The organism is Synechococcus sp. A15-62, from assembly GCF_014280075.1.
Lineage (GTDB): Bacteria > Cyanobacteriota > Cyanobacteriia > PCC-6307 > Cyanobiaceae > Parasynechococcus.
Genome location: NZ_CP047950.1, coordinates 1,496,044 through 1,518,933, shown reverse-complemented (window position 1 = coordinate 1,518,933; position 22,890 = coordinate 1,496,044). Strand labels below are relative to the sequence as shown.

The following is a 22,890-nucleotide window of genomic DNA, read 5'->3' as shown; positions in this document are numbered from 1 at the left end:
CATCCATTGATGGCCAAGCGATCCAAACCAACCCTGGCAAATCAGTGGTTGGCTAACCCCAGCAAAGACCTGCTCTCGGGTCTGGTGGTGGCTTTCGCGATGATTCCTGAGGCGATTGCCTTCTCGGGGATCGCTGGGGTGGACCCCAAAGTTGGCCTGTTCGGAGCCTTCTGCCTGTCGCTGACCATCGCCGTCGTGGGTGGTCGCATGGCCATGATCACCTCTGCCACTGGCTCCACGGCCCTGTTGATGACAGGTCTTGTGGCCACCGGTGAAGCCCGGGGGCCAGGCCTGGGCGTCCAGTACCTGATGGTGGCGGGACTGGTGACGGGTCTGCTGCAGATCCTCTGGGGGTATCTGCGTCTTGCCTATCAGATGCGCTTTGTTCCCCAAGGGGTGCTCAGCGGTTTCGTCAATGCGCTGGCCTTGCTGATTTTTCAGGCCCAGCTGCCCCAGCTCGGCCTCAACCTTCACGCTGGAGATGGTGACCATGGGGCCTCGTCGTTGCTTCCCCATGGCGTCCAGATTCCCGTCGTCTGGGGCTTGGTCCTGCTGGGCCTGGTGATCATTTATGGCCTTCCCCGGTTGACCCGGGTGGTGCCTTCACAGCTGGTGGCCATCATTGTGTTGACCGCCATCAGCGTGGGATTCAGCTTCGACATCCCCACGGTCAGCAGCCTCGGCACCCTTCCTGCAGGTCTGCCCTCCTTCAGTCTTCCCTTCAGTGAAGGCGGTGTTCCCTTCAGCTTGGACACCCTTGGCTTGGTGCTTCCCACCGCCTTGGCCATCTCCCTGGTGGGTCTGATGGAAACCTTCCTGACCCAGGACATCCTCGACGACAAGACCGACACCACCACCAACAAAAACGTCGAGGCCCGGGGTCAAGGCATCGCCAACATCGTCTCGTCCCTGTTTGGTGGCATGGCCGGTTGTGCCCTCGTGGGCCAGTCCGTGATGAATGTGGACAACGGCGGTCGCACGCGACTGTCGACCCTGTTCTCAGGGGTGAGCCTGCTGGCGATGATCCTGCTGGCTGGGCCCTGGCTCAAGCAAATTCCGATGGCGGCCCTGGTGGCCGTGATGATCAGCATCGCCGTCAGCACCGCTGACATCAACGGTCTGCGCAACCTGCGTCGCATCCCCAAGAGCGACACCTCGGTGATGCTGATGACCTTCGCCGTCACGATGCTCACCACCCCTCACAACCTCGCCCTAGGCGTGCTGGCTGGTGTGGCGCTGGCAGGAATTCTGTTCAGCCGCAAGGTGGCCAAGGTGATCCAGGTGGAAGCAGTCGAGGTCAGTGATCTGGAGCGCCTGTACCGCGTGCAGGGGCAGCTGTTCTTCGTCAGCAAGGTGTATTTCCTCCAGGGATTCGACCTTCACGACCATCCCGAGCGCATCACGATTGACCTCTCTCAAGCCCATATCTGGGACCAGAGCGGCGTGGCTGCTCTGGATCAGGTCATCCGGAAGTACCGCAGCGGTGGGTCTGTTGTCAGCGTGATTGGCCTGAACGAGGAAAGCCTTGATCTGTTCGAGCGGATCGGCGGTCAGGAATCAGCCCATGCATGAGCCTCTGCTTGGTTGGCGAGACAGGCCCTGAGGTCCTGGCGCATCGCCATGAGCCTCTGCTGAATCTGCACGTCCTCGGGGTTGGTCGCCACGTACCGCTCGGTGACGTCCTTGCTGATGCTCATCAACATGCAAAGGGTCTGAACATCACTGCCAGCCCGTTGCTGAGCACTCTCGAGAAGAAAGCTCAACAGCGCCATCTTGTTGTTGTAAGTCCCACGGTCATGCTTGTCCTACGCGAAAGCACCGGGAGCCGTGATTCCAGCGATCAGTCCGGCCAAAAGGCAGGCCCAGACCTTCATTGCAGCCTTATTGATTGCCGTGAACGTAGGTCGGATGCGGGGGATGTGCTCGGGATCTGGGACAATCCCACCCGATTCGTCCCAACACTGATGTTCCGAACCAGTTCGCGTGTTCTGATCGTTGCGTTGGCTGGGTTGTCCTCGTTTCTTGCTTCCTGCGCGTCTCTGGACAGCGCAGCTGGCTCTCGTCTCGATCTGGTCAAGGCGCGCGGAGAGTTGCTTTGCGGAGTGAGCGGCAAGATTCCAGGCTTCAGTTTTCTCAGTCCTGATGGGCGTTACACCGGCCTGGATGTCGACATCTGCCGTGCCATGGCTGCGGCTTTCGTTGGTGATGCTGAGAAGGTTCAATACCGGCCTTTAACCGCGCCCGAGCGGTTCACGGCCCTGCGATCGGGCGAGATCGATCTGTTGTCCCGCAACACCACCCATACCCTCAGCCGCGATGCGATGGGGGGCAATGGACTGCGCTTCGGGCCTGTGGTGTTCCACGACGGACAGGGCCTGATGGTGAATGCTGCTAGCGGAGTGCGTTCACTGGCTGATTTAAGTGGCAAGTCCATTTGCGTGGGGTCGGGCACCACGACCGAGCAAAACCTCAACGACGCCTTCGCCTCCCAGGGGCTTCCCTATACACCGATCAAATACCAGGATCTCAATCAGGTGGTGGGCGGCTACCTCCAGGGGCGCTGCGAAGCCATGACATCTGATCGTTCGCAACTGGCGGCGGCGCGCTCAGGGTTCAGTGATCCCCAAGCGCATCAGATCCTTGATGACCGGATCAGCAAAGAGCCTCTGGCTCCAGCTGTGGTGGGTGGGGATCAGCCCATGGGTGATGCCATGACCTGGGTGGTCAATGCCCTGATCGAAGCCGAGGAACGGGGCATCACCCAAGTGAATGTGGATGCGGTGGTGAAGCAAGCCGCAGCCGATCCCTCCCAGACCTCGCTGCGGCGTTTCCTGGGTGTGGATCCAGGCTTGGGTCGCAAACTCGGACTCGCCGATGACTTTGTCGTTCAGGTGATCAGTGCCACCGGCAATTACGGCGAGATCTACAACCGTCATCTCGGACCGGAGAGTGCCGTGGCGATTCCCCGGGGAGCGAACCGCCTGGCCGGTGAAGGTGGTTTGATGCTTTCCCCACCATTCACCTGATGCGGCAGCGTCGTCTCCTGGTTCAGGTTGGTGTCGCCGCCGCTCTGATCGGCCTGCTGGCTCTGCTGGTCAACAATCTGGCGGTCAATCTGATCCGGACGGGTCTGGGTCTGGGTTTTGGCTGGCTGGGCCGACCCGCTGGTTTTGCTCTGGCGGAAACAGCTCTCCCCTATGCCCCATCCGATAGCTACCTCTGGGCTCTGACCATCGGTTGGCTGAACAGCCTCAAGGTGATCGCGGCGGGGCTGGTTTTGGCGACCGTCCTTGGAGTTGCCGCTGGTGCAGCCCGCAGCAGCAGCAACCGACTTCTGCGCAGCCTGGCCGGTGGCTATGTGGCCTTGATTCGTCAGGTTCCTCTGCTCCTGCAGTTGCTGTTCTGGTATTTCGTTGCCTTCCTTGGCCTTCCTTCGGTTCCTGTCGGTGGATTGATCCGGCTTTCGAATCAGGGCATTCAGCTGTTGGGTCTGAATCTCAGCGTTGAATTTTGTGCGGTTCTTGTTGGGCTCACGGTGTTCACTGGTGCGTCGATTGCAGAGATCGTGCGTGGTGGGATCAATGCGGTGCTACAGGGCCAGTGGGAGGCCTTTCGCAGCCTTGGGCTTGGGGAAGGGCTTGGTCTGCGTCGGATTGTTTTGCCGCAGGCGCTGCCGGCGATTCTTCCTGCGTTGACGAGTCAATACCTCAATCTCGCCAAGAACAGCACCCTGGCGATTGCCGTGGGCTACGCCGATCTCTACGCCGTCAGTGACACCTCCATCACCCAAACCGGCCGTGCGATTGAAGGCTTCCTGCTGCTGCTGCTCAGCTTTCTGCTGCTGAATTTGTTGATCAGCGGTGGCATGGCTGCCCTCAACCGTGCCGTGCTGGGTCGTCTGAATAGGAGCCGCTGATGAACCGTTGGTTGGACCGTGGAATCACCCTGCTGCTGCTGGCTCTAATGGGCTGGGCTGGCTGGTCCATGCTGCATTGGCTGCTGGTTGCGGCCGACTGGTCTGTGGTGACCACAAATCTGCCGCTGTATGCGGTGGGCAGTTTTCCAGCGGATCAATGCTGGCGTCCGCTGCTGTGGATGGCTGCATTGATCACCCTCACGCTGCTGACCCTCGTCGGTCCGAAGCGTGGCTGGGTTCGCCGCTGGTTGCCATTGCTCTGGATCGTGATGGCACCGCTGGGACTGTGGCTTCTGGCCGGAGGTTTGGGATTGTTGCCGGTCGGGACGCGCAGTTGGGGCGGTCTCACGCTCACGCTGCTGATCACGGGAGGCAGTGGTGCTTTGGCACTTCCGTTGGGGATTCTTCTTGCCCTCGGTCGGCGCAGTGATCTGCCGGTGCTGCGTTGGAGCAGTGCCGCCTACATCGAGTTGATGCGGGCTGTGCCGTTGATTGCGGTTCTGTTTTTTGGACAACTGCTGATTCCGTTGTTCCTGCCGCCCGGGCTTGAGATCAATCGGGTTCTGCGGGCGGTTGTGGCCTTCGCCTTGTTTGCAGCGGCGTACATCGCAGAGGATGTGCGTGGTGGACTGCAGGCGATTCCTCCCACCCAGCGGGAGGCTGGAGCCGTGCTGGGGCTGTCGCCCCGTCAATCGCTGCAATTGGTGGTGCTGCCTCAGGCGCTGCGGGTTGCGCTTCCGTCGCTCACCAACCAGGCGGTGGGTCTGCTGCAAAACACAAGCCTGATGGCCATTCTCGGTTTGGTGGAATTGCTGGGCATCAGCCGCAGCCTGTTGGCGAATCCGGCATTCATCGGTCGCTATCTGGAGGTCTATCTCTGGCTTGCTGCGGTTTACTGGCTGGCGTGTACGGCCATGGCGTTGCTGGCCCGCCACCTGGAAGTTCAGCTTGACCCTGCCCGCTCCGCCTTATGACTGTCGCCATTCGTGCCACTGATCTGGTCAAGAGCTATTCCCAAGGGGTTCGAGCTCTCGATGGCGTCACCCTTGAGGTGAACAGCGGCGAAGTGCTGGTGGTGATGGGTCCTTCCGGGTCCGGCAAAAGCACGCTGATCCGCACGTTCAACGGTCTGGAGTCGCTGGATGGCGGAGCTCTTGATGTGCTCGGGGTTCCCTTGGATGCCACCCATGGGGAACGTCAGGTGCGGGCGATTCGCAAGCGCGTGGGGATGGTGTTTCAGCAGTTCAACCTGTTTCCTCACCTTTCCATCCTCGACAACATCACCCTTGCCCCGATCAAGGTGCAACAGCGTGCCAAGGCGGCTGCCGAGCAGCGGGCGATGGAGCTCCTTGACCAGATGGGCATTCGAGAGCAGGCCCACAAGTACCCAGCGCAGCTCAGTGGTGGTCAGCAGCAGCGGGTGGCGATCGCCCGTGCTCTGGCGTTAGATCCTGAGGTGATGCTGTTCGACGAGCCCACCAGCGCCTTGGATCCGGAGCGTGTGAAAGAAGTGTTGGATGCCATGCGTCAGTTGGCCAAAGGCGGCATGACGATGGTGGTGGTCACCCACGAACTGGGCTTTGCCCGTGAGGTGGCGGATCGGGTGATGTTCATGGATCGGGGCCAGGTGGTGGAGACCTCCGATCCGGAGACGTTCTTCAGCAATGCCAGGGAAGAACGCAGCCGCAGGTTCCTCAATCAGATGCAGCACTAAAGGGCTTGCAGAACCTCGTGCAGAGCCTCAGGCTGACTGTCGTTCTCTCCAAGCCTCAGTGGGCTTTTGGCTGTGCTTGTCGTGCGTCGACGTTTTTCTGGCGGTACGAGGCACCGACTGCTTCTCCTGCCATTGGAAGTAGGCCGTCACGCTGATCAGCCAAAACGCCACAAAAGCGAGGGTCAGCGCCAGTCCGTGCATCCGAAAAAAGGTCAGCACGATATGGATGGACAGGGCGACTGAGCCCCCCAAAAGAAACGTATTGCTCAGGAACGAAGCGATTGTTGCCCTGATGGATTTCAACTCTGTCGCTCCAGTCAGGCTCACCTTACCGAGCAGCATTATTGATGCCAGCCCCGGCGTGCCTGCGGGAAGGCCCTGGGTGCGTCGTTGCCTAAAAAAAGCCCCTCCTGGGATGGGAGGGGCTGAAAGGAATTCACCTTGAAGTGATGGATCAGTTGATCATTCGTCAACCTGATCGGCAGCTTCGCTGTGCTCCGCAGCTGCACCGGTGGGGATCAGACGGATGGCTTTCTTGCCAAGCTTGATCTCGAATTCGTCACCGGGTTCCAGGTTCAGCATGGCGGTGTAGGCCTTGCCGATCAGCAGATTGCCATTGCCCTGCACCTTGGCGATGTAGCTCAGCTTGCGACCGCCTTTGCCAATCGCAGCACCACCGCTGCTCAGATTGACGCCTTTAGCCTCGAGCAGAGCCTCGTAGAACGCAGTGAAATTCAGGCGATCACCACCATCTTTCTTGTCAGAGACGTATCCGCAAGCTCTCACCAGATCGGATTTGGAAACATCTCCAAGTTCTTTGACCTTGGCAAGCAGTTCGGAACCAGTCAGCATTTTAAATGCGTCTCAATGAATACATAGTTCATAACTGGTTGGCTGGCTGGATGTCAATCAATCGAGCCGATATTGCCAAGGCTCAGTGGTTTGAAACCTGGCCATCTAGGGATGCGTCTCTGTGGTCTGGCTTTTGAGACTGTCCCTCTGCGATGAAGCTTGACGGGCTGATGTTGAGGCCCCCTCAGTGGTTTAAACCTCCGGAGTGTCTGAGGATTCACAAACGATCGAGTACTCGACACGATCATCATCAGAGCAGCAAAAATCGCCGTAGTAACGCTCAAGTTCATCGTAGGCAGCGTCGTAGCTGTCAAAGCGCTGCCGTGTCAGCCCATCTTCTGATTGATCACTGCGCACAATGCGATGGCGTGAAGCTGGTTGCATCAGCTGGATCCACGCGGCCGATCGGACGTCAGATTAGGTCTCGGGCCAAGTCCTCAGTCACCTCAGCTTTCTAGGGTCGAATCGTTTGATGGAGGTGCCAATTCTTCGGTTTTTGCTGGAGCTTGTGCCCTCTCTTCTGATTGGGTTCTGGGCTGGTCGACGACATCAAACCTTGTCCACCCGTTTGGCCGAACCGCTGGTGCGGTTCGGTGTACCGATCAGTGTGATGGGGCTGCTGTTGAAGGGTGGCCTAAGCGGCGACATGTTGCAGGCCGCGGGTCTTGCAGTGCTCGCCATGAGCCTTGTTTTGGTGGGAGCCGCTCGCCTGCCTGGATTGGCTGAGCTTGTGTCTCCCACGCTGAGGCTTGGCAGCTGCACCGGAAACACGGCCTATTTCGGAGTTCCTCTCGCTCTGGCCTTCCTGCCCGGCGAGGCTCTGCCCATCGTCATTGGTTACGACCTGGGGGCGACCCTGATGGCCTGGAGCCTGGGGCCGTTGATGCTCGGGGGGCAGGTTGATGGTTCCCAACGGCTGCGAGGGCTGCTGAGCAACCTTGCTGCTAGTCCGGCAACCCGAGGGCTCATCGGCGCTCTGCTGGTTCTGATGACTCCCTGGTCTGCGTCTATGGCCGATGCGTTGTGGTGGCCTTCCCGCTGCGTGATTGTGCTGGCACTGATGGTGGTGGGCATGCGCCTGGGCAGCATTCATCGTCAGGGCATTGCTCCGGTGGCACGTCCTCTGCAGCTGCTGAGGCCACTGCTGGCCAAGTTGTTGCTTTATCCGTTGTTTCTGCTGCTGCTGGCGTCTCTGCTCCAGTTCAAGCCGTTGATGGTTCAGGCGGTTGCTCTGCAAGGAGCCGCACCAACGGCAATCTCTCTGTTGCTGATTGCAGAGTCTGTGGGTGCTGATCAGGAGCGTGCCGCTGGGCTGGTGTTTTGGAGCACGTTGTTGGCCTTGATCACAGCGCCCGCGTGGGGTTTGCTGCTGCGGTCTCAGTTCTGAAAACGGCGAAAGGTGAGGTTGATGCGGGTGCTCTGCACTTTGCGCCGCTGAGGAACACTGTGCATCCATCGGCTCTGACAGCCCTGGTGCATCACCAGAAGGTCACCATCGGCCAACGGCAGAGACCTTTTTAGGTGTGCAGTTTTGCGGTGGCGGAGCTGAAAATCCCGTGTTGCCCCGAGTGAAAGGGAGGCAATCGGAGCCCGCTGATCAATTTCCGGTTCGTCATCGGCGTGCCAACCCATGCGGTCATCGCCATGGCGATACCAATTGAGCAGGCATCCGTTGAAGTTGGTCTCACAGGCTTCATTCACCTGGTGCAGCAATGGCTTGAACCATGCAGGCCATCCATCACCGGTGTGAATGGCACCGCTGTAACGGTAATGAATTCCTTCATCGGCAAGAAACACCGTCATTCGGGGGACCGGGTGGCGCTTGCCATAGACCTGAACGACGGGCTGCTCCCACTGGAGCTGGTGTTCAAGCTGTGTTTGCCAGTGCCTTGCAAGATCCGGCTTCAGCCAACCCTCATGCAGGGACCAGTCCGTTTCAGCTGCAGCTGGATGGATGGTCATTCGTGACGTCGGATGACGAGGTCGGTTCGATCCCGAGACTGTCCCATACATTCGGTGGCATGGGAGCCCGAATCACCCAAGACGAATTCCTCAAGCGCGCTGTACAGCGCTTCGGTGATCAATTCGATTACAGCCTGATCCGCTGGCGCAGTTACAAGAGTCCTGTTCAAATCCGTTGCAACGCCCATCCGGTTCAACCGATCACGATCACACCTGAAAAGCATCTTCAAACCCTGGGTGGATGCCGTCATTGCCTTCGCGAGAGACGCATCGCCTCGCTGGAGCGGGAACTCAATCGCAAATCCGCTGAGCGTCCAGATGCCGTCGCTCAGGAGTCTTCGGCCAATCTGGAATCCATTTCGAAACGACACGGTTAAGGGGTGCTGCTGCAGCCAAGCCTGATCAGGCCTTCAGGCTGACCCGCTGATAGCAGAACCAGAGCCACTGCTGGAATAGAAGATTCCGGTGGGAGCGCCAGAGGGTCTGGGATTGGGCCGCATCGAAATTTTCGGGCGGCGGAACATCTCCGCGGGCTCGGTCGCGTTCCATTTCTCCGAGGATCCGTCCCACGTTGTATTCGGGGTGGCCGAGGTGCATCAGCTGCCGCTGATCCGATGTCTCGAAAATGGTGTAGCCCACCTGTTCGCCGTGGGCGAGCAAACGAAGACGTCCGTCCCGTTCGGCGGCTTCCATCGCGGCATCCGGCAGTCCGGCATGACGGCTTTGGGGGCAGACGAAATGGTCGTCCTGGGTTCCCATCAATGGATGACCCGGCACAAGGCTGCGCATCGGGTAGATCCCGAACAGCTTCTGTTGGAAGGCCACCTTGTCGACGCCCGCAAGGTAGGCGAGGGCGAAACCGGCCCAGCACAGTCCGAGGGTGCTGGCACAGGTGCTGCGTGCTTCCTCGATCAACTGGACCAGTTCGTTCCAATAACTGACCTGTTCAAAGGGCAGGTGTTCCACGGGGGCACCGGTGATGATCAAGCCATCCAGAGGACCCTGGGACAAGGCTTCATCCCAGCTCACATAGAGCTGGTCGAGATGGTTCTGATCCCAACTCTTGTAAGCGTGGGAGTTAAGGCGAATCCAAATCGGTTCGATCTGCAGCACCGATAGGCCCAGCGGATGCAGCAGGTTGAACTCGTACTGCTTGCCCAGCGGCATGATGTTCAAGATGCCGATACGCAGTGGCCGGATGTCCTGGCGTTCAGCCTGTTCAGGCTCAATCCAGGAGATCCGGTTGCGTTCAACCTCCGCGATTTTGTGGTAACTGCCAGGAAGAATCAGCGCCATGGGGGCTGTGACGTCATTCAGCTGAGAACGGCGAGGGCCTGTTCGAAGTCGGCCTTGATGTCGTCGATGTGCTCAAGGCCAACGGAGACCCGCACCATCGTGGGGGTCACGCCAGCAGAGGCTTGTTCAGCCTCACTCAGTTGCTGGTGGGTCGTTGATGCGGGATGAATCACCAGCGTTTTGGCATCGCCCACATTCGCGAGGTGGCTGGCCAGCTTGAGGCTGTCGATGAAGCGAACCGCATCGTCGTAGCCGCCATTGAGGGAGAACATCAGCATGCATCCCATGCCGCGGCCTGTCAGGTATTTTTTCGCGGCAGCGTTGTAAGGATCACCGGCCAGACCGGGATAGCTCACATGGGCGATGGCGGGATGGTCCTGAAGCCAGGTGGCCAGGGCCATGGCGTTTTCGGTGTGGCGCTCAACGCGCAGGCTCAGGGTTTCCAGGCCCTGCAGCAGCAGGAAGCTGTTGAACGGACTGACGGCCGGCCCCCAATCCCGCAGCCCTTCCACCCTTGCCCGCAGGGCGAAGGCGATGTTGCGATCATCCGGAAGGCCCAGCATTTTGCAGACGTCACTGCCGAAGCCAAACGCATCCCAGTGCACCAAGCCGTGATACGCCGCGCTGGGCTGGCTCATCAACGGGAACTTGCCGTTGCCCCAGTTGAAGGTGCCGGCGTCCACGATCACGCCCCCCAGGCTGGTGCCGTGGCCCCCGATCCACTTGGTCGCACTTTCAACGACCACATCAGCGCCGTGGTCGATAGGTCGCATTAGAGCTCCACAGGCTCCCAGGGTGTTGTCGACGATCAAGGGGATCCCTTTCTCTTTGGCGAGCGCTGAAAGACCCTCAAAGTCGGGAATGTTGAAGCGGGGATTTCCCATCGCTTCCACGTAGAGCGCCTTGGTGTTGTCGTCGATTTGTGCTGCAAAGCTCGCGACGTCGTCGCCTTCGGCAAAACGCACGTCGATTCCCAAGCGCGGGAATTGCACCTTGAACTGGTTGTAGGTGCCGCCGTACAGATAAGACGTTGAAACGAAGTTGTCTCCCGCCTGCATGCAGTTGGTGATCGCCAGGAACTGAGCCGACTGGCCTGAGGCTGTCGCCAGTGCGGCCACCCCGCCTTCAAGGGCGGCGACGCGCTTTTCAAACACGTCGGTGGTGGGGTTCATCAGGCGGGTGTAGATGTTCCCGAACTCCTTCAGACCAAAGAGGTTGGCTCCGTGTTCGGCGTCATTGAAGACGTAGGAGCTGGTCTGATAGATCGGAACCGCTCGCGCGTTGGTTGCACTATCCGGGGACTGCCCGGCGTGCAGTTGCAGGGTCTCGAAGCGGTGAGACATGGTCTTCGGCGGGGCCACTGCCCCAGTTCTAGTCGTCAGAGAGCTCGGGTTTGTCGGTTTCCGCCAAAGAAGGGAACGTGCTGCGGATCACGGCCTGAATGTCGCGGTGCGCTTCGCTGCGGAATCCAGCCACGCCATCGGCGCTAAGCAACGGATAGGTGCGATCACTCGCATCCACCTCGCGCAGATGTTTCCAGCGGTTGCTGCTGTCTTCAGCTTTCAGCGCAATCAGAGGCGCCTGGAAGTCGTAGGCCTTGGTGTTGCCAAGAGCAGCCACTTGGGCCGTGAGCTTTTCACGCACAGGGCTGAGGGCTTTGGCCTTCAACGTGTCGGGCAAGCCGAGCACGGGCTCGTAATGGTCGAGCAAACGGAGTTCAGCCTCCAGCAGCACTGGCCATGCTCCGCGTTCACCGTCGCCAAGGCCCATCCCCGCCTCGGCTTCGGTCATCGCATCGAGATGGAAGCGCAGCCAACGGTAGTAGGTCTTGTCTTTGATTGACTTCTTGGCGGCGGCCCGTCCAGTCACAATCGCCGGCAGAGCTTTTTCCGCTTTGCGCAGGAACAGGCGATCCTCCCGTTCCAAATTCATGGCCCCCCAGCGCTGCCGGTATTCCCACAGCTCGATGTAGCGAGCCACATCAGCCTCGGACCAACCGAGACCCTTCAGTTCATCACCGCGATGGGAGGTTTCCTTGGACACCCGCTTCCTGGATCACGCCAGGTCTCAGCGTAGGTGTCGATGCTCACCCGTTTGGTGATCTGCTGGCTGGGTTGGCTTGCAGATGCTGCTCAACCGTGATGGGCTGCGGTTGGTTGTAACCCACCGGCAGCCAAAGATCACCGGCCGCTGCATTGAAGTGGATCTCCCAGTGATACAAGCCGGTGTAGGCGGCAGGGTCCTCCTTCATCAGTGAGGCATAGAGCAGCACGGCGCGGCCGTAGTAATCGCTGTTGTTGTAACCCCAGAGGCCGCGGCGAATGTCCTGCAGTCCGCCCCGTCTCACCAGGTAACGCGCTGCTGCCTGGATGGCGTCGTGGGGATCGCGGATGTTCCCGGCGCCAATCCCCGGTTCGGCCCAGGTGGTGGGCAGGAACTGCATCGGGCCCTGGGCATTGGCCACGGAGATGCCGTCGATGCGTCCCATGCCGGTTTCCACGAGGTTCACGGCCGCCAGAACCTCCCATTCGATCCCTGTTGCTGCCTCGGCCTTGCGGTAATAGCTGAGCAGATTCGCCGCTGGTTCGGGCTGAATGATCCGCCAGGCGGGGAGCATCGTCGGTCCACGACCGCGGCTCATGCGAACGAATTCACGCCGTGCTGCCAGGTGGCGCTCCGCCACGCTGCGCCAGCGCGGAGGTAGAGCCTTAATCACTTGCTGAGATCTGGGTTGGTCCGTCGACAAGACCCGATAGATCACCTGTTGTTGATGGCCGAGATCGGGCAGGGCCTCGGCCGCTGTGGCGGGATCCCTTAGCGCCTGTTCAACGGCCGCCAGCAGTGTTGCCAGCTCGGCTGGCTCAGCTGGCACAAGGGGGTACTGCCGGCCGTCTTTGGTTTTCGGTTGGCTGGCCTGAGCAGGAAGCAGCACAGGTGATTTCACCCCTGGCTCAGTCACCAGTGGCTTAGAGACAGCCTGCTTGGAAACAGCTTGCTTTGAAACAACCGCTTCGGCTGCAGCCTGCGGCTGTTTTGGCCTAAGCCAGAGCCCTGTCAGCAGGCTTGCCGTGATGGCCGAGACAGCAAGCACATTGCGGCTGCGCATGGTGGGGCAGGGGCGCTGTGCTGACCCTACCGGTGCGGTTCAGGCGGCAAGAAAGGTGCTGCGGTCGTGAAAGTCCGCCTTGGGGCCGTGGCTGAGGGCCCAATGGCTCAGCCCTTCCTGTCCACGGTCAATCACGGCCGTAAGTGCCAGGTTTGGGCAGACATCTGGTGTCCACCAGGGCTCCAAGGCAATCCGGGCGTCGAGCCGCAGTTGGTGCAATCCGCGTTGCAGCCGCACCGTTGGGGGGCTGCTCAGCTCCTGTTGGGTTTGTCCACTGCGGTAGCCATCAAAGCGATAGAGCGCCCAATCGCCATTGGCCGCCAGATTCACTTCCCAATAACGCTGCTCTCCGGGGGCAGCGATGAATGCCTCGAAGCAGGTGGTGGTCCAGAGCTCATCTTTGCGCTGCCCCTGTTGGGGCCCATCCTTCAGCCCCGCCGGCAGTTTCAGAACGCCGATGCCCTTGGCCGCGCGAGCCAGAACCCCATAGCTGAGTTCCAGCCAACCCTCGCGCCTCCACACCAGCTCAGCGCTGATCTGGACCCCCGCTGGAATGGACCGTTCAAAGGGGATCAGGCGGCAGCCCTGACGCAGCATCACGGCAGAACGCGCCATCTCAGAGGTTTGGATTTGGCTGCTGCTTCAGCCGCGCAACCAGTTGCTCCAGGGCGTTGAACTGCTGCTCCACCGCTTCGGTGAGTCGGAACTGCACCAGGGCCCGTTGCAGGTTGTGCCCAGGTCGATCGCAGCGGAAATACACATCGCCCTCCAAGTGATCCGTGAGAAAGCGCAGACCAAGCTCCAGGGGGATCAGGCGGATGCAGTGGGGCAGATAGTGCAGGTCCCAGTCACTCAGGAACCCACCCGCAACGGAGAGGTAGCCCGTGAGGATCGCCTCACAGAGCTCCATGTCGAAGCTCACATCGTCGAGGCAGAGGGTTTCCTCACCGGCTGGATTGCAGCAGGAGCGCACACAGTCACCGATGTCGTAATGAATGAGCCCCGGTTTGACGGTGTCCAGATCGATCAGACCGATCGCCTGGCCGCTGGCCTCATCGATCATCACGTTGTTGATCTTCGGGTCCCCGTGGATGGGGCGGTGATGGAGTTCACCGCGGGTGAGTGCTGCTTCCAGCACATTGATGCCTTGGCGACGTGCCTCGATGAATGCGCAGGCGTCACGCTCGGCCGGCCCCAGGCGGTCTGGGGCCGGGGCGATCGCTTCGAAGCGTTGGAGGTAGGCCGGCGTGACATGGAAATTCTCGAGGGTGTCCGCCAGTTGATCGGTGGGCAGATCGCTGATCAGGTGGTGGAACATTCCCAGCCCGTATCCCACTTCCTGGGCGTGGGCACTGTCCCGGATGACGTCGCTCGTGGTCGCCGCACCGATGTAGGTGATCGAGCGCCAGAACTCTCCGTTCTGTTCGATCCAGGGGGAGGCCTCTCGCCGGCAGGGAACCACCCTGGGCACTTCCCAGCGCCGCCCCTTGAGTTGTGGGGGTGGAGAGGCGAGACGGCGTTCCATGTGGTCGCCCAGGGCCTGCAGGTTCTGCATCACCAGGTCAGGCCGATCGAACACGTTTGTGTTCAGGCGTTGCATGACGAAGGCGCCGCCCTGCCCTTCGTGGGTCACAAGGAAGGTTTCGTTGACGTTGCCCGAGCCAAGGGAGCGGATGGCTTTGATCCCCTCGCGAGGATGGAAGCGATCGGCGATGGCTTCCAGGGCCTCGGTCATGAACGGTCGCATGGGTCTCACAAGGCACCTTGCCGTTCTTCCGGTGCTCTGCCCCGTTCAGGTGTGCAGAACTACAGCCGACTCAGGCCTCGAGCTGGCTTTCGATCACATCCATGAGTTCTAGGTAGGCCGGTGTACCGGTCTCACCGTTCTCGTCAAGAGCCATCTTTCTGCCCATGGCCTGATTGGCGTTGTCAGCAATCACGGCGTTCACCACCAGCTCGAGGGCTTTGGGAACATCGAGATTCTGCAGCGCTTCGGCGTAGCGACGGCTGTGGCTGGGTCGTACGGATTCCTGGCAGTAGCTGGAGAGTTCCCGGCTTTCCGTCATCACCCGGTAAGCCGTCTCTTTCACGCCAGCACGCCCATAAATCGCCATGTAGAGCAGATTCACCATCGAGGCGTCGTTGGCCGGGATCGCGTATTTGCGGGCGATCTGAGGCCAGTAGCGCAGCGACTTGAGGCCTTCAAGTCCGCCTTTACGCAGGCCTGCGGCTTCACACCACTGCTCCAACTCCTCCATCGAATGGGGGCAGCGGCCTTGATCGCGCATCGCTTCGGCCATCACTTGCCCGGCCTGGAAGTTGCGGGTGGGGCTGCCGGAAACCGGCAGCATCATGCTGCCGCGCACATCGGCCACCATCGCCGTGAGCTGGCTGAAGGTGTGGTCCCGCACCCGCTCGAAGTCGCCATCGCGTACCAGGGTGGATTCAATCCTGGGGACGGCGTAGCCCAGCTCTGTGAGGGGAAAGGGCTGACGGTGGTAAAGCCGTTGTCGGTCGGGGCGTGCCATCGACACGGTGGCTGCCTGGTCCAGGCACTGGTTCAGCAGCAGGGTCAGCAGCGTGGGCAACACGCCGGGGTTGTCCTGATGGAAGCCATAGCCGAAGCCGGCAAACACCGAGGCCATGTTTTTGGCGGCCTTGATGAATTGCCCCTCCACGTTGTGAACACCAGCGGAGACCTGGATGTTGGGGGAGAGTTGATCCATCAGTTGGGCTCCCAACATGGCCGTAAGGGCATTGGGATGGCAGAAGTTGGCCGTGAAGCTGTCGAAGGGGTTGCGCAGAGCCCCATGGCGATGGAAGCCGGAGAAGAACGCAAGCTCAGGCTGTTGTTCGCACAGCACATAGGCGCTGTTGCTGATTGGATCGTGGCTGAAGGATCCCGCCAGGCAGGCCAGCACCACCTGCTCCCGGTGGAGCTCTTTGCGCAGGCGACAGGCTTCCTGGAGGTCTTCTTCGATGTGATTGCTGTTGGCGCTGAGCACAACAAGTTCGCAGCGCTGGATCAGATCGCTCAGCGTGTTGGCGATCCGCTCGTCGCCGTTTCGGTGGCCGCCCATGTTGAGCACGGTCTCCACGTGCTCATCGTCCATCGTTGCAATCGTTTCTTCGGGGAACGCTCCCAGAAGGTCCCGGCCAGGGCGAGGGGCCAGCAACAGACGCCCTTTGGCGTTCTGCATGGCGCAGTTGTAGGCCAGCGAGGCGGGATAGAGCCCGACGCTGTAGAACCCCACCTTGCCGGTCGAGAGCTCCTGAACGCGCCGGCGGATTGCGCCGGCGTCGAGGCTCTGATCGAAGAAGGAATTGCGCATGAGGGCAAGACTAAGCAGCGTTCTCGAGGGGACTGCTCACCGCAGACAGACGCCATTTGCTTGGGCAGTGCGGAGTTTCGCCCAGAGGCGTCCTCTGAGTTGACCCAGCTCAATCGCGTCTTATTGCTGCAGGTGCTTTTAGAGGCCTGCGAATGCGAAGCAGTGCAGGCTGAACAATTGAAATAAGCAAGAAGTCAACAATTAATGGCTATTGAATGGTTCAAAGGCCCATGATCATTCTGTAATTCGGGTTGGACCTTGTTCGCTCGTTGAGGGCTTGGATTTCTGGATAAGCCGAGAGATCTTCGTTGGGATAGAAAATAGGGAGGTAGCCAAGATATGCATTGACTGCACAGTCTGCTGCGGTCCAGCAATCCCCCACCAAAAACTGTTTCTTGGTATAGATGTCATTCAGAGTTGCCATCAGCCTTGGAAACTCCCGCTCCTTATTGGAGGGAACGAATAGCGCGATCGCCAGTGTGGAGTTGGCGAAAAGAATCCACTGACTGATCGAGGCACGAGTTGCGGCATCGTTGATCTCGTTGGCGTAATTCTCGGAAAGATACTGAAGAATGGCGCCCGACTCAAACAGCACCAAACCATTGCTGTCGTCCTTGAGGGCAGGCAATTTGCCGAAAGGATTCACCTCCAGATAGCTGGTTGCAAGATTTTGACCAGCTGCCAGATCAATGTTGACGTATTCGTAAGAAATTCCCTTTTCTGCCAAGTACCATTTCGGCATCGAAACACGGGTCTTGGGGCCGCCGTAGAGATAAAACGTCATCACTGATTGTTAGCTTTCACCATGCTATCTGTTGGGATCAACCGGTGTCGTTGCGCTGCGCAAGGTTTGGTCAGTCTTCATCTCAATGTTGGATGACTTGCTGGTGATCCAGTTGTGTTGAAAATGTGGCGTTTCAGTCTTTTGCGTCGGAGTGCAAGAAAAACTTCTCGTTGATAACAACCTTGGGCGGCCGTGCAGATGTCATCACGGGCAGAACTGGTTCAAACACGCTGTAATGCGCTCAAACCATTGCCTCTAGGCCTGTGCCCAGCCGTGATCTGCTGATGGCATACCGCTGGCCTGCGGCGGTTGTGTTGTCCAGCCTGGTTCTGGCGGTCACGGCCGCCAAGCTGCTGAGTCGGCCCATTCCTATTGCGATTGAGGGCGGATTGCAGGTCGACAAGTTGGTGCTTCCGCCCAGTGTCACCATCCGCTCCGTCACCCCTTTGCCGGTTGTTGTTCAGGAGCAAGTGACCATCGGCGGCGATGCGCCCCTGGCGATTGAAGGCCCTGTTTCGGTGAAATCGATTGCGGGAGCAGTGACGGTGAATGCCGATGCGCGGGTCAGCGGGGTTGAGGGGCAGGTGTCGGTCACAGCCGATGATCCGCTGTCTGTACGGGCAGACGTGTCTGTCGACGACAAAATCACGATCGGCGGCAAGGTCGATATCGAGGGCAAGGTGAAGCCGACCTTGCTGCCTGTGCCGGGGCTCTGATCAGCGGTTGCGGGGGGCTTGGCCGCTGCCGAGCGTCAGCCCTTGCTCCCAACGGTTGAGTTGCCGCAGTGCCAGGGCCGAGAGCGCGGCTGTGACCAAGCCGGTGCTGTTCCAGGCGCTGCCCTGTTGGATCCCCAAAAGCACGGCGGATCCCCAGAGAAGGGCCCATGCCCAGGGGCGGGCAGCACGAATCCGCGTCAGCGCCGACGAGCAGCTGCGGCAATGGATCGTGTGGCTGTTGTATCGATCCATCAGCGCCGTGGTGCTTTGCCGCGGAGGTAGGGGTTGTCCTGCAAAGGGCTCGCCACCGTTGCCGTTCAACCAGCGATGCAGCGCCGCCACGTAGACATCTGACGTTGTGGGCATAAAAAAACTGCGTTCCACGGCGGGGCTGCCGCCGGCTCGCTCCAGCACCCGCTCCTGCCAGTGCAGGAACACCTGATCGTCTTCCAGCACCTTGTGGTTGCCGATGTGTTGCAACCAGCGGGGCCGCAATCCGATCAGCAGCCGGGGGACGGCGGATTGGAACCGGAAGGGGAAGCGGGCGAAGAGGCGGCACTCGCCGCGGCGAATCGGCACGGCGTAGACCACCGTGAGAATTCGCCCGAAGCCCTGGGCGGTGAGGTCATGCCACATCAGCTGCGGGGCATGGAAGGTGGTGGATTGGGCGCCGAGTTTGCCCCGACGCGGCCCCTCCTCCCAGTAGGCCGTGAAGCCGCTGGCGTCTTCCCCCGTGATGGAAGCTTCCACAGGCGCGGCATTCTCCCGTTTGCCAACGGTCTTGTGGTGGGTGAAGGGAACGTGGCTCACGTCCAGCACGTTCTCCAGCAGGGTCACGGCATCCATCGGCAGGTCCCGGAAGGTGTCCTGCACAGTCCAGCTGTCGGGGTTGTCCTCCAGGGCTGGCACCAAGGGGAGCTGACTGGGGTCCGCGGCATCGGGGGCCCCCATCCAGACGAACAGCAGCCCCTGCCCCGTGGCGGTGGGAAGGCTGGCGCAGCGGGACCGACGGTTGTTGGGCTGGGTGTTCTCGAGAGCCTGCGGCACACGCTGACACTGGCCGTCGCCATCGAAACTCCAGCCGTGATAAGGGCATTCCAGCAGTCCTTCCTCGTTGATCCGCCCTTCGCTGAGGGGCACTAGACGATGGGGGCAGACGTCTGGGAAGACCCGCCAGCTCGATGCGGCGCGATCCCACCAGATCACAAGATCCCGCTCCAGCAGCGTGAAGCGACTCGGCGTTTTGGGGTCGAGGTCCTGCACAAAGCTGATCGGCCACCACTGTTCGGTCCAGGTGGGGTGCATGGCAGGAGCATCAAGGCCGCCATGATCGCTGGGCGGATGGCATGGCTGCGGTGTTTCACGTGCCATCGGTGGTTCTGCCTGCCGCCCCCCACTGGACTTCTTACGGGTTTGGCACTAATGAGTTGCGCGACGAAAGTGCACCGCTGTTCCTTCGGCTGCAGCGACCTCCTTGAACCTCCATGCCCCGTTTGACGCTCGATCAATTGCTGCAGGAGCTCACCGGTGCTGAAGACCTGCTGATCGTGCAGGACCTGGACGGTGTCTGCATGCAATTGGTGAAGGATCCACTGACGCGGTGCATGGATCCGTCCTATGTGGACGCTGTTGCGGCCATGGATGGCCAATTCGCAGTGTTGACCAATGGGGAGCATGAAGGGCGGCGTGGGGTGAACCGCCTCGTGGAGCAGGCTTTGGGGGATCCGGTTCTCCCCAAACGTGAGGGCCGTTATCTGCCAGGCCTGGCGGCTGGAGGGGTGCAGCTGCAGGATCGCTTTGGTGACCTCAGCCACCCCGGGGTCTCGCCGGCGGAAATGGCTTTTCTCGCTGCAGCCCCAACCCGAATGGAAGCTCTCTTGATGGAGCGATTGCCGGGCCTGTTGCCTCAGGTGGGTGTTGATGACCTGGCCGAGGTGGCCAGAGCCGCGGTGTTGGACACCCAGGTTTCACCCACCATCAATCTCAACGGGATATTTGAACTCGTCCCCGCTGATGTCATCACTCAGCAGGCCCTGCAGACGATGCTCTCGGAGCTGATGCATCAGTTGCTTGCCGAGGCTGCCGCCCAGGGCCTGGAGAAATCTTTCTTCCTGCATGTGGCTCCCAACCTGGGCCGTGATGCGCAAGGCCAGGAACGGATCAAGCCCGCTGCTGAAGGTGATGTGGGCACCACCGACATTCAATTCATGCTTACCGGGTCGATCAAGGAGGCCGGACTTCTGGTGCTGCTTAATCAGCATATCCAGCGCCGTTGGGGTGAATCACCCTTGGGTGAGAAGTTCAACGTGAGAACGGCTCCCCACGATCCCGAAGCGCTGTTGGCGTTGGTGCAGCAGCGCATCTCCGCGGAACGGATGCCATTGCTGGTGGGGGTGGGAGACACGGTCACATCCACGCCATCGGCTGATGGCACGGGCTGGTTGCGGGGTGGGAGTGATCGCGGTTTCCTCAACCTGCTGCAGGACCTCGGTGCCTGGTGCGGTCAGTCCAATCGCGTTGTTCTCGTTGATAGCAGCCATGGAGAAGTGGATCGCCCCAGCCATGCCGATGGCAGCTTGCAGGGCATCACCGATCCGGAGGATCCCTTGCGGATTGACGCGCTCATGCCTGATGGCCCGGAGCAGTACATCGCCTGGTTCCGACAGCTCTCTGAACGTCGCCGGGTGGGTTGATTAGCGGCTCAGCTGCGGGAGCATTCGTTTCTCCAGCCTGGATGCGTTCTTTCTGGAAGAATCAGCCTCATCCGCATGGAGCCGGTGGCTGTTGTTGAGACCGTTTTCCCGCCCCTGAAGCGCGGACAGCTCACAACGTTGCAGGTCAATCTCGGCTACCGCTGCAACCAGAGCTGTGCCCACTGCCACGTCAATGCAGGGCCCACCCGCACCGAGATGATGAGTGCGGAGTTGCTGGCGTTGATTCCGCAGATCCTTGAACAGCATTCCATCTCCTGCCTTGATCTCACGGGTGGAGCACCGGAGTTGCACCCGGGTTTTCGCGCGTTGGTGCGCCAGGCACGCTCACGCGGCACCACCGTGATTGACCGCTGCAATCTCACGATCCTCAGTGAACCCGGCCAGGACGATCTGGCTTTATTCCTGGCGGAGCAGGGGGTTTGCATCACCGCCTCCTTGCCCTGTTACAGCGCCGAGAACGTTGACCAACAAAGGGGTGATGGCGTGTTTGAGCGCAGCATCAGCGGACTGCGCCAGCTCAATGCCCTGGGCTATGGAACGGGCGATCCAAACCGGCAGCTGGATCTCGTCTACAACCCGCTGGGTCCGGTTCTGCCTCCTCCCCAGCAAGCCTTGGAGGCGGATTACAAGAAGGTCTTGGGCGGATTGGGGATTCGCTTCGATCGTCTGCTCACGTTGGCGAACATGCCCATCCAGCGTTTCGCCAAACAACTGGAACGCAGCGGCGATCTGCAGCGTTATCAGACCCTCCTCGAGGATGCGCACAACCCTGAAAATTTGGGAGCTGTGATGTGCCGTCAGCTGATCAGTGTCGATTGGCAGGGCCATCTCTACGACTGTGATTTCAATCAGCAGCTCGGCCTGCCCTGTCCCGGGCAGGTGCGTCACCTTCGTGATCTGGTCCACCTTGAGGCCGTTTCGCTGGATCAGTCCATCCACACGGCTCCGCATTGTTTTGGCTGCACTGCTGGTGCAGGGTCAAGTTGTGGCGGCGCACTTCAGGGCTGATCGGCGCGTTGTGGGCATAGTGGGTGGACCTGTAAAGAGGCCACTCAGTTGCAACGCATCTGTTTTGCTGTCGCCGCGTTGATGCTCACGGCTACAACGGCCATGGCCGGATCCCACGGCAAGCCCAAGCAGGCCATGTTCAAGACGCAGGCTGAAGCTGAGGCGGCGGCCCCAGGCTTTGGCTGCACCGGTGCTCACCAGATGGGTGAGATGTGGATGGTCTGCGACAAGCACGGTGATGCAGGCCAGCACGGGGCTCACTGATTCATGACTGAAGGCGGGCATTGCGGCAGCAAGCCGAAGCGGATCGCGATCGGCGTTGCTCCCCTCGGCACCATCTCCATTGGCATCGTGCCGATGGGGGTGATCTGCATCGGTGTGGTGCCGATGGGTGTGGTTTCGATTGGTGTGGTGGCGATGGGCGTGATCAATGCCGCCATCGTCGGGATGGGATTGGTGGCGGTTGGTGTGAACACCATGGGGGTGATCACGGCCGGCCCGATGAGCATGGGCTTGATTCAGATCCGCTCCACCACCAACCCCCGCTATCTGGCCTATCCCAGCCGCGAACAGGCGGAGGAACAGGCGCGCCAATTGGGTTGTGAGGGTGTGCATCGCATGGGCGATCGCTACTGGATGCCCTGCAACGAGCATCCTCAGTAAGCAGCCCGCGCGTCCGCTTCACAAAAGCTTCGGAAGACTTGTGTTGCTCACACCTTTTCAGAGGCTGTGCTGCTGGCTTCAGTGTGCGAAACAGGGCGCATCTGATGTCACCATCGTCGCCACGCCAACGTCTTCAAAACCTGCTCACTGCCCGATGGTTGGAGATGGGTGAAGTGTCGTTGATGCATCACCGCCAGGTTCAGATCTTGTTGAACACCTTGAGACGGGAAAAGGAACTGGTGTCCGTCGAGCTGATTGAGCTTCTGGTGGCTGATCTTTACGACAAGGAATTTCGCGCTGAATGATTTAGGTGTTGCGATCTATCCCTGACATTTGGGGCAGATCGCACGAACGTTCAGGCTCGATTCAATCAACTGAAAACCAACATGGGTGGCGGCGGCAGCTCCTGCTTCCAGCACAGTTTCACTTTCGAATTCCTCGGTGCGGCCGCAGCGGATGCACACCACATGGTGATGTTGGCGGTGATCGTCAACGGCGAGCTCAAAGCGTCGCCCCCCCTCACTGAGCTCCAGTTCCTGGAGCAGACCCATGTCGGCCAGCAGGCGCAGGGTGCGATACACCGTTGCCAGAGACACCTTCATCTCAAGGGCCGCCAGCTGCTGGTGCACCTCTTCGGCACTGAGGTGGCAGCCGGACCCACAGCGCTCGAACAGCTCAAGAACCCTTTTGCGCTGCGGGGTTAGACGGCGGCCGTCCTGATGCAGCCCCTGCTGCAGGGTGGTGTCCGTAGCGGCAGGGGCAGACGACGATGTCACAGCTTCTCCTCGCTCATTCTCAAGAGTAGGCCTTAATGAGAGTGCTGTCTT

At 60.2% G+C, this 22,890-nt stretch carries 27 protein-coding genes; 13 read left to right on the top strand and 14 right to left on the bottom strand.

The window, feature by feature from the left end; all coding sequences use genetic code 11:
• Positions 1-9 precede the first annotated feature (9 nt).
• Positions 10-1,572 carry a SulP family inorganic anion transporter gene (locus tag SynA1562_RS08725; RefSeq protein ID WP_186493556.1) on the top strand — a complete coding sequence of 521 codons (1,563 nt, stop codon included), beginning with the start codon at positions 10-12 and terminating at the stop codon, positions 1,570-1,572.
• Here SynA1562_RS08725 and SynA1562_RS08720 read toward each other — a convergent pair.
• Positions 1,551-1,772: a hypothetical protein gene (locus SynA1562_RS08720; protein WP_255445618.1), complete on the bottom strand. Its 222-nt coding sequence runs from the start codon at positions 1,770-1,772 to the stop codon at positions 1,551-1,553. The genes SynA1562_RS08725 and SynA1562_RS08720 overlap by 22 nt on opposite strands.
• Positions 1,773-1,964: 192 nt before the next feature.
• On the opposite strand from SynA1562_RS08720, the gene SynA1562_RS08715 reads away from it, so the two are divergent.
• From SynA1562_RS08715 to SynA1562_RS08700, 4 genes are read left to right on the top strand one after another with little or no spacing between them, the layout of a single operon-like run.
• The gene (locus SynA1562_RS08715; protein ID WP_186493555.1) at positions 1,965-3,026 is read left to right on the top strand and encodes an amino acid ABC transporter substrate-binding protein; all 1,062 of its coding nucleotides are present in this window, start codon (positions 1,965-1,967) and stop codon (positions 3,024-3,026) included.
• Positions 3,026-3,916 (top strand): ABC transporter permease subunit, encoded by an 891-nt coding sequence (locus SynA1562_RS08710; protein WP_186493554.1) that lies wholly within the window; start codon positions 3,026-3,028, stop codon positions 3,914-3,916. Before SynA1562_RS08715 ends, SynA1562_RS08710 begins: the two co-directional genes overlap by 1 nt.
• Positions 3,916-4,890, top strand: coding sequence for an amino acid ABC transporter permease (locus SynA1562_RS08705; RefSeq protein WP_186493553.1), 975 nt, complete (start codon positions 3,916-3,918; stop codon positions 4,888-4,890). The genes SynA1562_RS08710 and SynA1562_RS08705 overlap by 1 nt, the downstream gene beginning before the upstream one ends.
• Positions 4,887-5,630, top strand: coding sequence for an amino acid ABC transporter ATP-binding protein (locus SynA1562_RS08700; RefSeq protein WP_011364760.1), 744 nt, complete (start codon positions 4,887-4,889; stop codon positions 5,628-5,630). Before SynA1562_RS08705 ends, SynA1562_RS08700 begins: the two co-directional genes overlap by 4 nt.
• Before the next feature lie 27 nt (positions 5,631-5,657).
• Here the strand turns inward: SynA1562_RS08700 and SynA1562_RS08695 are convergent, their stop codons facing one another.
• Both SynA1562_RS08695 and SynA1562_RS08690 read right to left on the bottom strand, forming a co-directional pair.
• Positions 5,658-5,933: a hypothetical protein gene (locus SynA1562_RS08695; protein WP_186493552.1), complete on the bottom strand. Its 276-nt coding sequence runs from the start codon at positions 5,931-5,933 to the stop codon at positions 5,658-5,660.
• 159 nt (positions 5,934-6,092) lie between these two features.
• The gene (locus SynA1562_RS08690) at positions 6,093-6,482 is read right to left on the bottom strand and encodes an AbrB family transcriptional regulator (RefSeq protein WP_006849603.1); all 390 of its coding nucleotides are present in this window, start codon (positions 6,480-6,482) and stop codon (positions 6,093-6,095) included.
• 472 nt (positions 6,483-6,954) lie between these two features.
• Here SynA1562_RS08690 and SynA1562_RS08685 point away from each other — a divergent pair, with 472 nt between their 5' ends.
• Entirely contained in the window at positions 6,955-7,869 is a 915-nt protein-coding gene (locus tag SynA1562_RS08685; RefSeq protein WP_186493551.1) for an AEC family transporter, read from the top strand.
• Here SynA1562_RS08685 and SynA1562_RS08680 read toward each other — a convergent pair.
• The gene (locus SynA1562_RS08680) at positions 7,860-8,444 is read right to left on the bottom strand and encodes an alpha-ketoglutarate-dependent dioxygenase AlkB (protein WP_186493550.1); all 585 of its coding nucleotides are present in this window, start codon (positions 8,442-8,444) and stop codon (positions 7,860-7,862) included. The two genes, SynA1562_RS08685 and SynA1562_RS08680, sit on opposite strands and share 10 nt — an antisense overlap.
• 59 nt (positions 8,445-8,503) lie before the next feature.
• Between SynA1562_RS08680 and SynA1562_RS08675 the strand changes: the two genes are divergently transcribed.
• The gene (locus tag SynA1562_RS08675; protein WP_186493549.1) at positions 8,504-8,821 is read left to right on the top strand and encodes a hypothetical protein; all 318 of its coding nucleotides are present in this window, start codon (positions 8,504-8,506) and stop codon (positions 8,819-8,821) included.
• A 25-nt stretch (positions 8,822-8,846) separates the two neighbouring features.
• Here SynA1562_RS08675 and SynA1562_RS08670 read toward each other — a convergent pair whose 3' ends face one another.
• The 8 genes from SynA1562_RS08670 to SynA1562_RS08635 all read right to left on the bottom strand — a co-directional run bounded on the left by SynA1562_RS08670 (position 8,847) and on the right by SynA1562_RS08635 (position 16,962).
• Positions 8,847-9,740 carry a homoserine O-succinyltransferase gene (locus SynA1562_RS08670; protein WP_186493548.1) on the bottom strand — a complete coding sequence of 298 codons (894 nt, stop codon included), beginning with the start codon at positions 9,738-9,740 and terminating at the stop codon, positions 8,847-8,849.
• A gap of 17 nt (positions 9,741-9,757) precedes the next feature.
• Complete coding sequence (locus SynA1562_RS08665) at positions 9,758-11,083, bottom strand: O-acetylhomoserine aminocarboxypropyltransferase/cysteine synthase family protein (protein WP_186493547.1); 1,326 nt, start codon at positions 11,081-11,083, stop codon at positions 9,758-9,760.
• 28 nt (positions 11,084-11,111) lie between these two features.
• Positions 11,112-11,783 carry a hypothetical protein gene (locus tag SynA1562_RS08660; RefSeq protein WP_186493546.1) on the bottom strand — a complete coding sequence of 224 codons (672 nt, stop codon included), beginning with the start codon at positions 11,781-11,783 and terminating at the stop codon, positions 11,112-11,114.
• A gap of 43 nt (positions 11,784-11,826) precedes the next feature.
• Positions 11,827-12,846 carry a lytic transglycosylase domain-containing protein gene (locus tag SynA1562_RS08655; RefSeq protein ID WP_186493545.1) on the bottom strand — a complete coding sequence of 340 codons (1,020 nt, stop codon included), beginning with the start codon at positions 12,844-12,846 and terminating at the stop codon, positions 11,827-11,829.
• A gap of 39 nt (positions 12,847-12,885) precedes the next feature.
• Positions 12,886-13,461, bottom strand: coding sequence for a DOMON-like domain-containing protein (locus SynA1562_RS08650; RefSeq protein WP_186493544.1), 576 nt, complete (start codon positions 13,459-13,461; stop codon positions 12,886-12,888).
• Between the two features lies 1 nt (position 13,462).
• On the bottom strand, positions 13,463-14,581 hold the full coding sequence (locus SynA1562_RS08645; protein WP_255445616.1) for a phosphotransferase enzyme family protein: 1,119 nt from the start codon (positions 14,579-14,581) through the stop codon (positions 13,463-13,465).
• 82 nt (positions 14,582-14,663) lie between these two features.
• On the bottom strand, positions 14,664-16,178 hold the full coding sequence (locus SynA1562_RS08640; RefSeq protein ID WP_186493542.1) for a hypothetical protein: 1,515 nt from the start codon (positions 16,176-16,178) through the stop codon (positions 14,664-14,666).
• Positions 16,179-16,398: 220 nt separating this feature from the next.
• Complete coding sequence (locus SynA1562_RS08635; protein ID WP_186493541.1) at positions 16,399-16,962, bottom strand: glutathione S-transferase family protein; 564 nt, start codon at positions 16,960-16,962, stop codon at positions 16,399-16,401.
• Positions 16,963-17,225: 263 nt separating this feature from the next.
• On the opposite strand from SynA1562_RS08635, the gene SynA1562_RS08630 reads away from it, so the two are divergent.
• Positions 17,226-17,678, top strand: coding sequence for a hypothetical protein (locus SynA1562_RS08630; RefSeq protein ID WP_255445615.1), 453 nt, complete (start codon positions 17,226-17,228; stop codon positions 17,676-17,678).
• On the opposite strand, the gene SynA1562_RS08625 is transcribed toward SynA1562_RS08630, so the two are convergent.
• Positions 17,679-18,983, bottom strand: coding sequence for a Rieske 2Fe-2S domain-containing protein (locus tag SynA1562_RS08625; RefSeq protein ID WP_186495375.1), 1,305 nt, complete (start codon positions 18,981-18,983; stop codon positions 17,679-17,681).
• Between the two features lie 179 nt (positions 18,984-19,162).
• On the opposite strand from SynA1562_RS08625, the gene stpA reads away from it, so the two are divergent.
• The 5 genes from stpA (at position 19,163) to SynA1562_RS08600 (ending at position 22,368) form a co-directional block, all read left to right on the top strand.
• Complete coding sequence (gene stpA, locus SynA1562_RS08620; protein WP_186493540.1) at positions 19,163-20,371, top strand: glucosylglycerol 3-phosphatase; 1,209 nt, start codon at positions 19,163-19,165, stop codon at positions 20,369-20,371.
• Between the two features lie 75 nt (positions 20,372-20,446).
• Positions 20,447-21,400, top strand: coding sequence for an arsenosugar biosynthesis radical SAM (seleno)protein ArsS (gene arsS / locus SynA1562_RS08615; protein ID WP_186493539.1), 954 nt, complete (start codon positions 20,447-20,449; stop codon positions 21,398-21,400).
• Between the two features lie 48 nt (positions 21,401-21,448).
• Positions 21,449-21,664: a DUF3721 domain-containing protein gene (locus SynA1562_RS08610; protein ID WP_370593179.1), complete on the top strand. Its 216-nt coding sequence runs from the start codon at positions 21,449-21,451 to the stop codon at positions 21,662-21,664.
• Positions 21,665-21,667: 3 nt separating this feature from the next.
• Complete coding sequence (locus SynA1562_RS08605) at positions 21,668-22,063, top strand: hypothetical protein (RefSeq protein WP_115081764.1); 396 nt, start codon at positions 21,668-21,670, stop codon at positions 22,061-22,063.
• Positions 22,064-22,167: 104 nt separating this feature from the next.
• Entirely contained in the window at positions 22,168-22,368 is a 201-nt protein-coding gene (locus SynA1562_RS08600; protein ID WP_244273010.1) for a hypothetical protein, read from the top strand.
• Between the two features lie 15 nt (positions 22,369-22,383).
• Here the strand turns inward: SynA1562_RS08600 and SynA1562_RS08595 are convergent, their stop codons facing one another.
• Entirely contained in the window at positions 22,384-22,839 is a 456-nt protein-coding gene (locus SynA1562_RS08595; RefSeq protein ID WP_186493538.1) for a Fur family transcriptional regulator, read from the bottom strand.
• Positions 22,840-22,890 lie beyond the last annotated feature (51 nt).

Excerpts from the sequence above, each read along its gene's own strand:
- SynA1562_RS08725 (WP_186493556.1), top strand. The coding sequence starts at position 10 with ATGGCCAAGCGATCCAAACCAACCCTGGCAAATCAGTGGTTGGCTAAC.
- SynA1562_RS08720 (WP_255445618.1), bottom strand. The coding sequence starts at position 1,772 with ATGGCGCTGTTGAGCTTTCTTCTCGAGAGTGCTCAGCAACGGGCTGGC.
- SynA1562_RS08715 (WP_186493555.1), top strand. The coding sequence starts at position 1,965 with ATGTTCCGAACCAGTTCGCGTGTTCTGATCGTTGCGTTGGCTGGGTTG.
- SynA1562_RS08710 (WP_186493554.1), top strand. The coding sequence starts at position 3,026 with ATGCGGCAGCGTCGTCTCCTGGTTCAGGTTGGTGTCGCCGCCGCTCTG.
- SynA1562_RS08705 (WP_186493553.1), top strand. The coding sequence starts at position 3,916 with ATGAACCGTTGGTTGGACCGTGGAATCACCCTGCTGCTGCTGGCTCTA.
- SynA1562_RS08700 (WP_011364760.1), top strand. The coding sequence starts at position 4,887 with ATGACTGTCGCCATTCGTGCCACTGATCTGGTCAAGAGCTATTCCCAA.
- SynA1562_RS08690 (WP_006849603.1), bottom strand. The coding sequence starts at position 6,482 with ATGCTGACTGGTTCCGAACTGCTTGCCAAGGTCAAAGAACTTGGAGAT.
- SynA1562_RS08685 (WP_186493551.1), top strand. The coding sequence starts at position 6,955 with ATGGAGGTGCCAATTCTTCGGTTTTTGCTGGAGCTTGTGCCCTCTCTT.
- SynA1562_RS08680 (WP_186493550.1), bottom strand. The coding sequence starts at position 8,444 with ATGACCATCCATCCAGCTGCAGCTGAAACGGACTGGTCCCTGCATGAG.
- SynA1562_RS08675 (WP_186493549.1), top strand. The coding sequence starts at position 8,504 with ATGGGAGCCCGAATCACCCAAGACGAATTCCTCAAGCGCGCTGTACAG.
- SynA1562_RS08670 (WP_186493548.1), bottom strand. The coding sequence starts at position 9,740 with ATGGCGCTGATTCTTCCTGGCAGTTACCACAAAATCGCGGAGGTTGAA.
- SynA1562_RS08665 (WP_186493547.1), bottom strand. The coding sequence starts at position 11,083 with ATGTCTCACCGCTTCGAGACCCTGCAACTGCACGCCGGGCAGTCCCCG.
- SynA1562_RS08655 (WP_186493545.1), bottom strand. The coding sequence starts at position 12,846 with ATGCGCAGCCGCAATGTGCTTGCTGTCTCGGCCATCACGGCAAGCCTG.
- SynA1562_RS08650 (WP_186493544.1), bottom strand. The coding sequence starts at position 13,461 with ATGGCGCGTTCTGCCGTGATGCTGCGTCAGGGCTGCCGCCTGATCCCC.
- SynA1562_RS08645 (WP_255445616.1), bottom strand. The coding sequence starts at position 14,581 with ATGACCGAGGCCCTGGAAGCCATCGCCGATCGCTTCCATCCTCGCGAG.
- SynA1562_RS08640 (WP_186493542.1), bottom strand. The coding sequence starts at position 16,178 with ATGCGCAATTCCTTCTTCGATCAGAGCCTCGACGCCGGCGCAATCCGC.
- SynA1562_RS08635 (WP_186493541.1), bottom strand. The coding sequence starts at position 16,962 with ATGACGTTTTATCTCTACGGCGGCCCCAAGACCCGTGTTTCGATGCCG.
- SynA1562_RS08625 (WP_186495375.1), bottom strand. The coding sequence starts at position 18,983 with ATGCACCCCACCTGGACCGAACAGTGGTGGCCGATCAGCTTTGTGCAG.
- stpA (WP_186493540.1), top strand. The coding sequence starts at position 19,163 with ATGCCCCGTTTGACGCTCGATCAATTGCTGCAGGAGCTCACCGGTGCT.
- arsS (WP_186493539.1), top strand. The coding sequence starts at position 20,447 with ATGGAGCCGGTGGCTGTTGTTGAGACCGTTTTCCCGCCCCTGAAGCGC.
- SynA1562_RS08605 (WP_115081764.1), top strand. The coding sequence starts at position 21,668 with ATGACTGAAGGCGGGCATTGCGGCAGCAAGCCGAAGCGGATCGCGATC.
- SynA1562_RS08600 (WP_244273010.1), top strand. The coding sequence starts at position 22,168 with ATGTCACCATCGTCGCCACGCCAACGTCTTCAAAACCTGCTCACTGCC.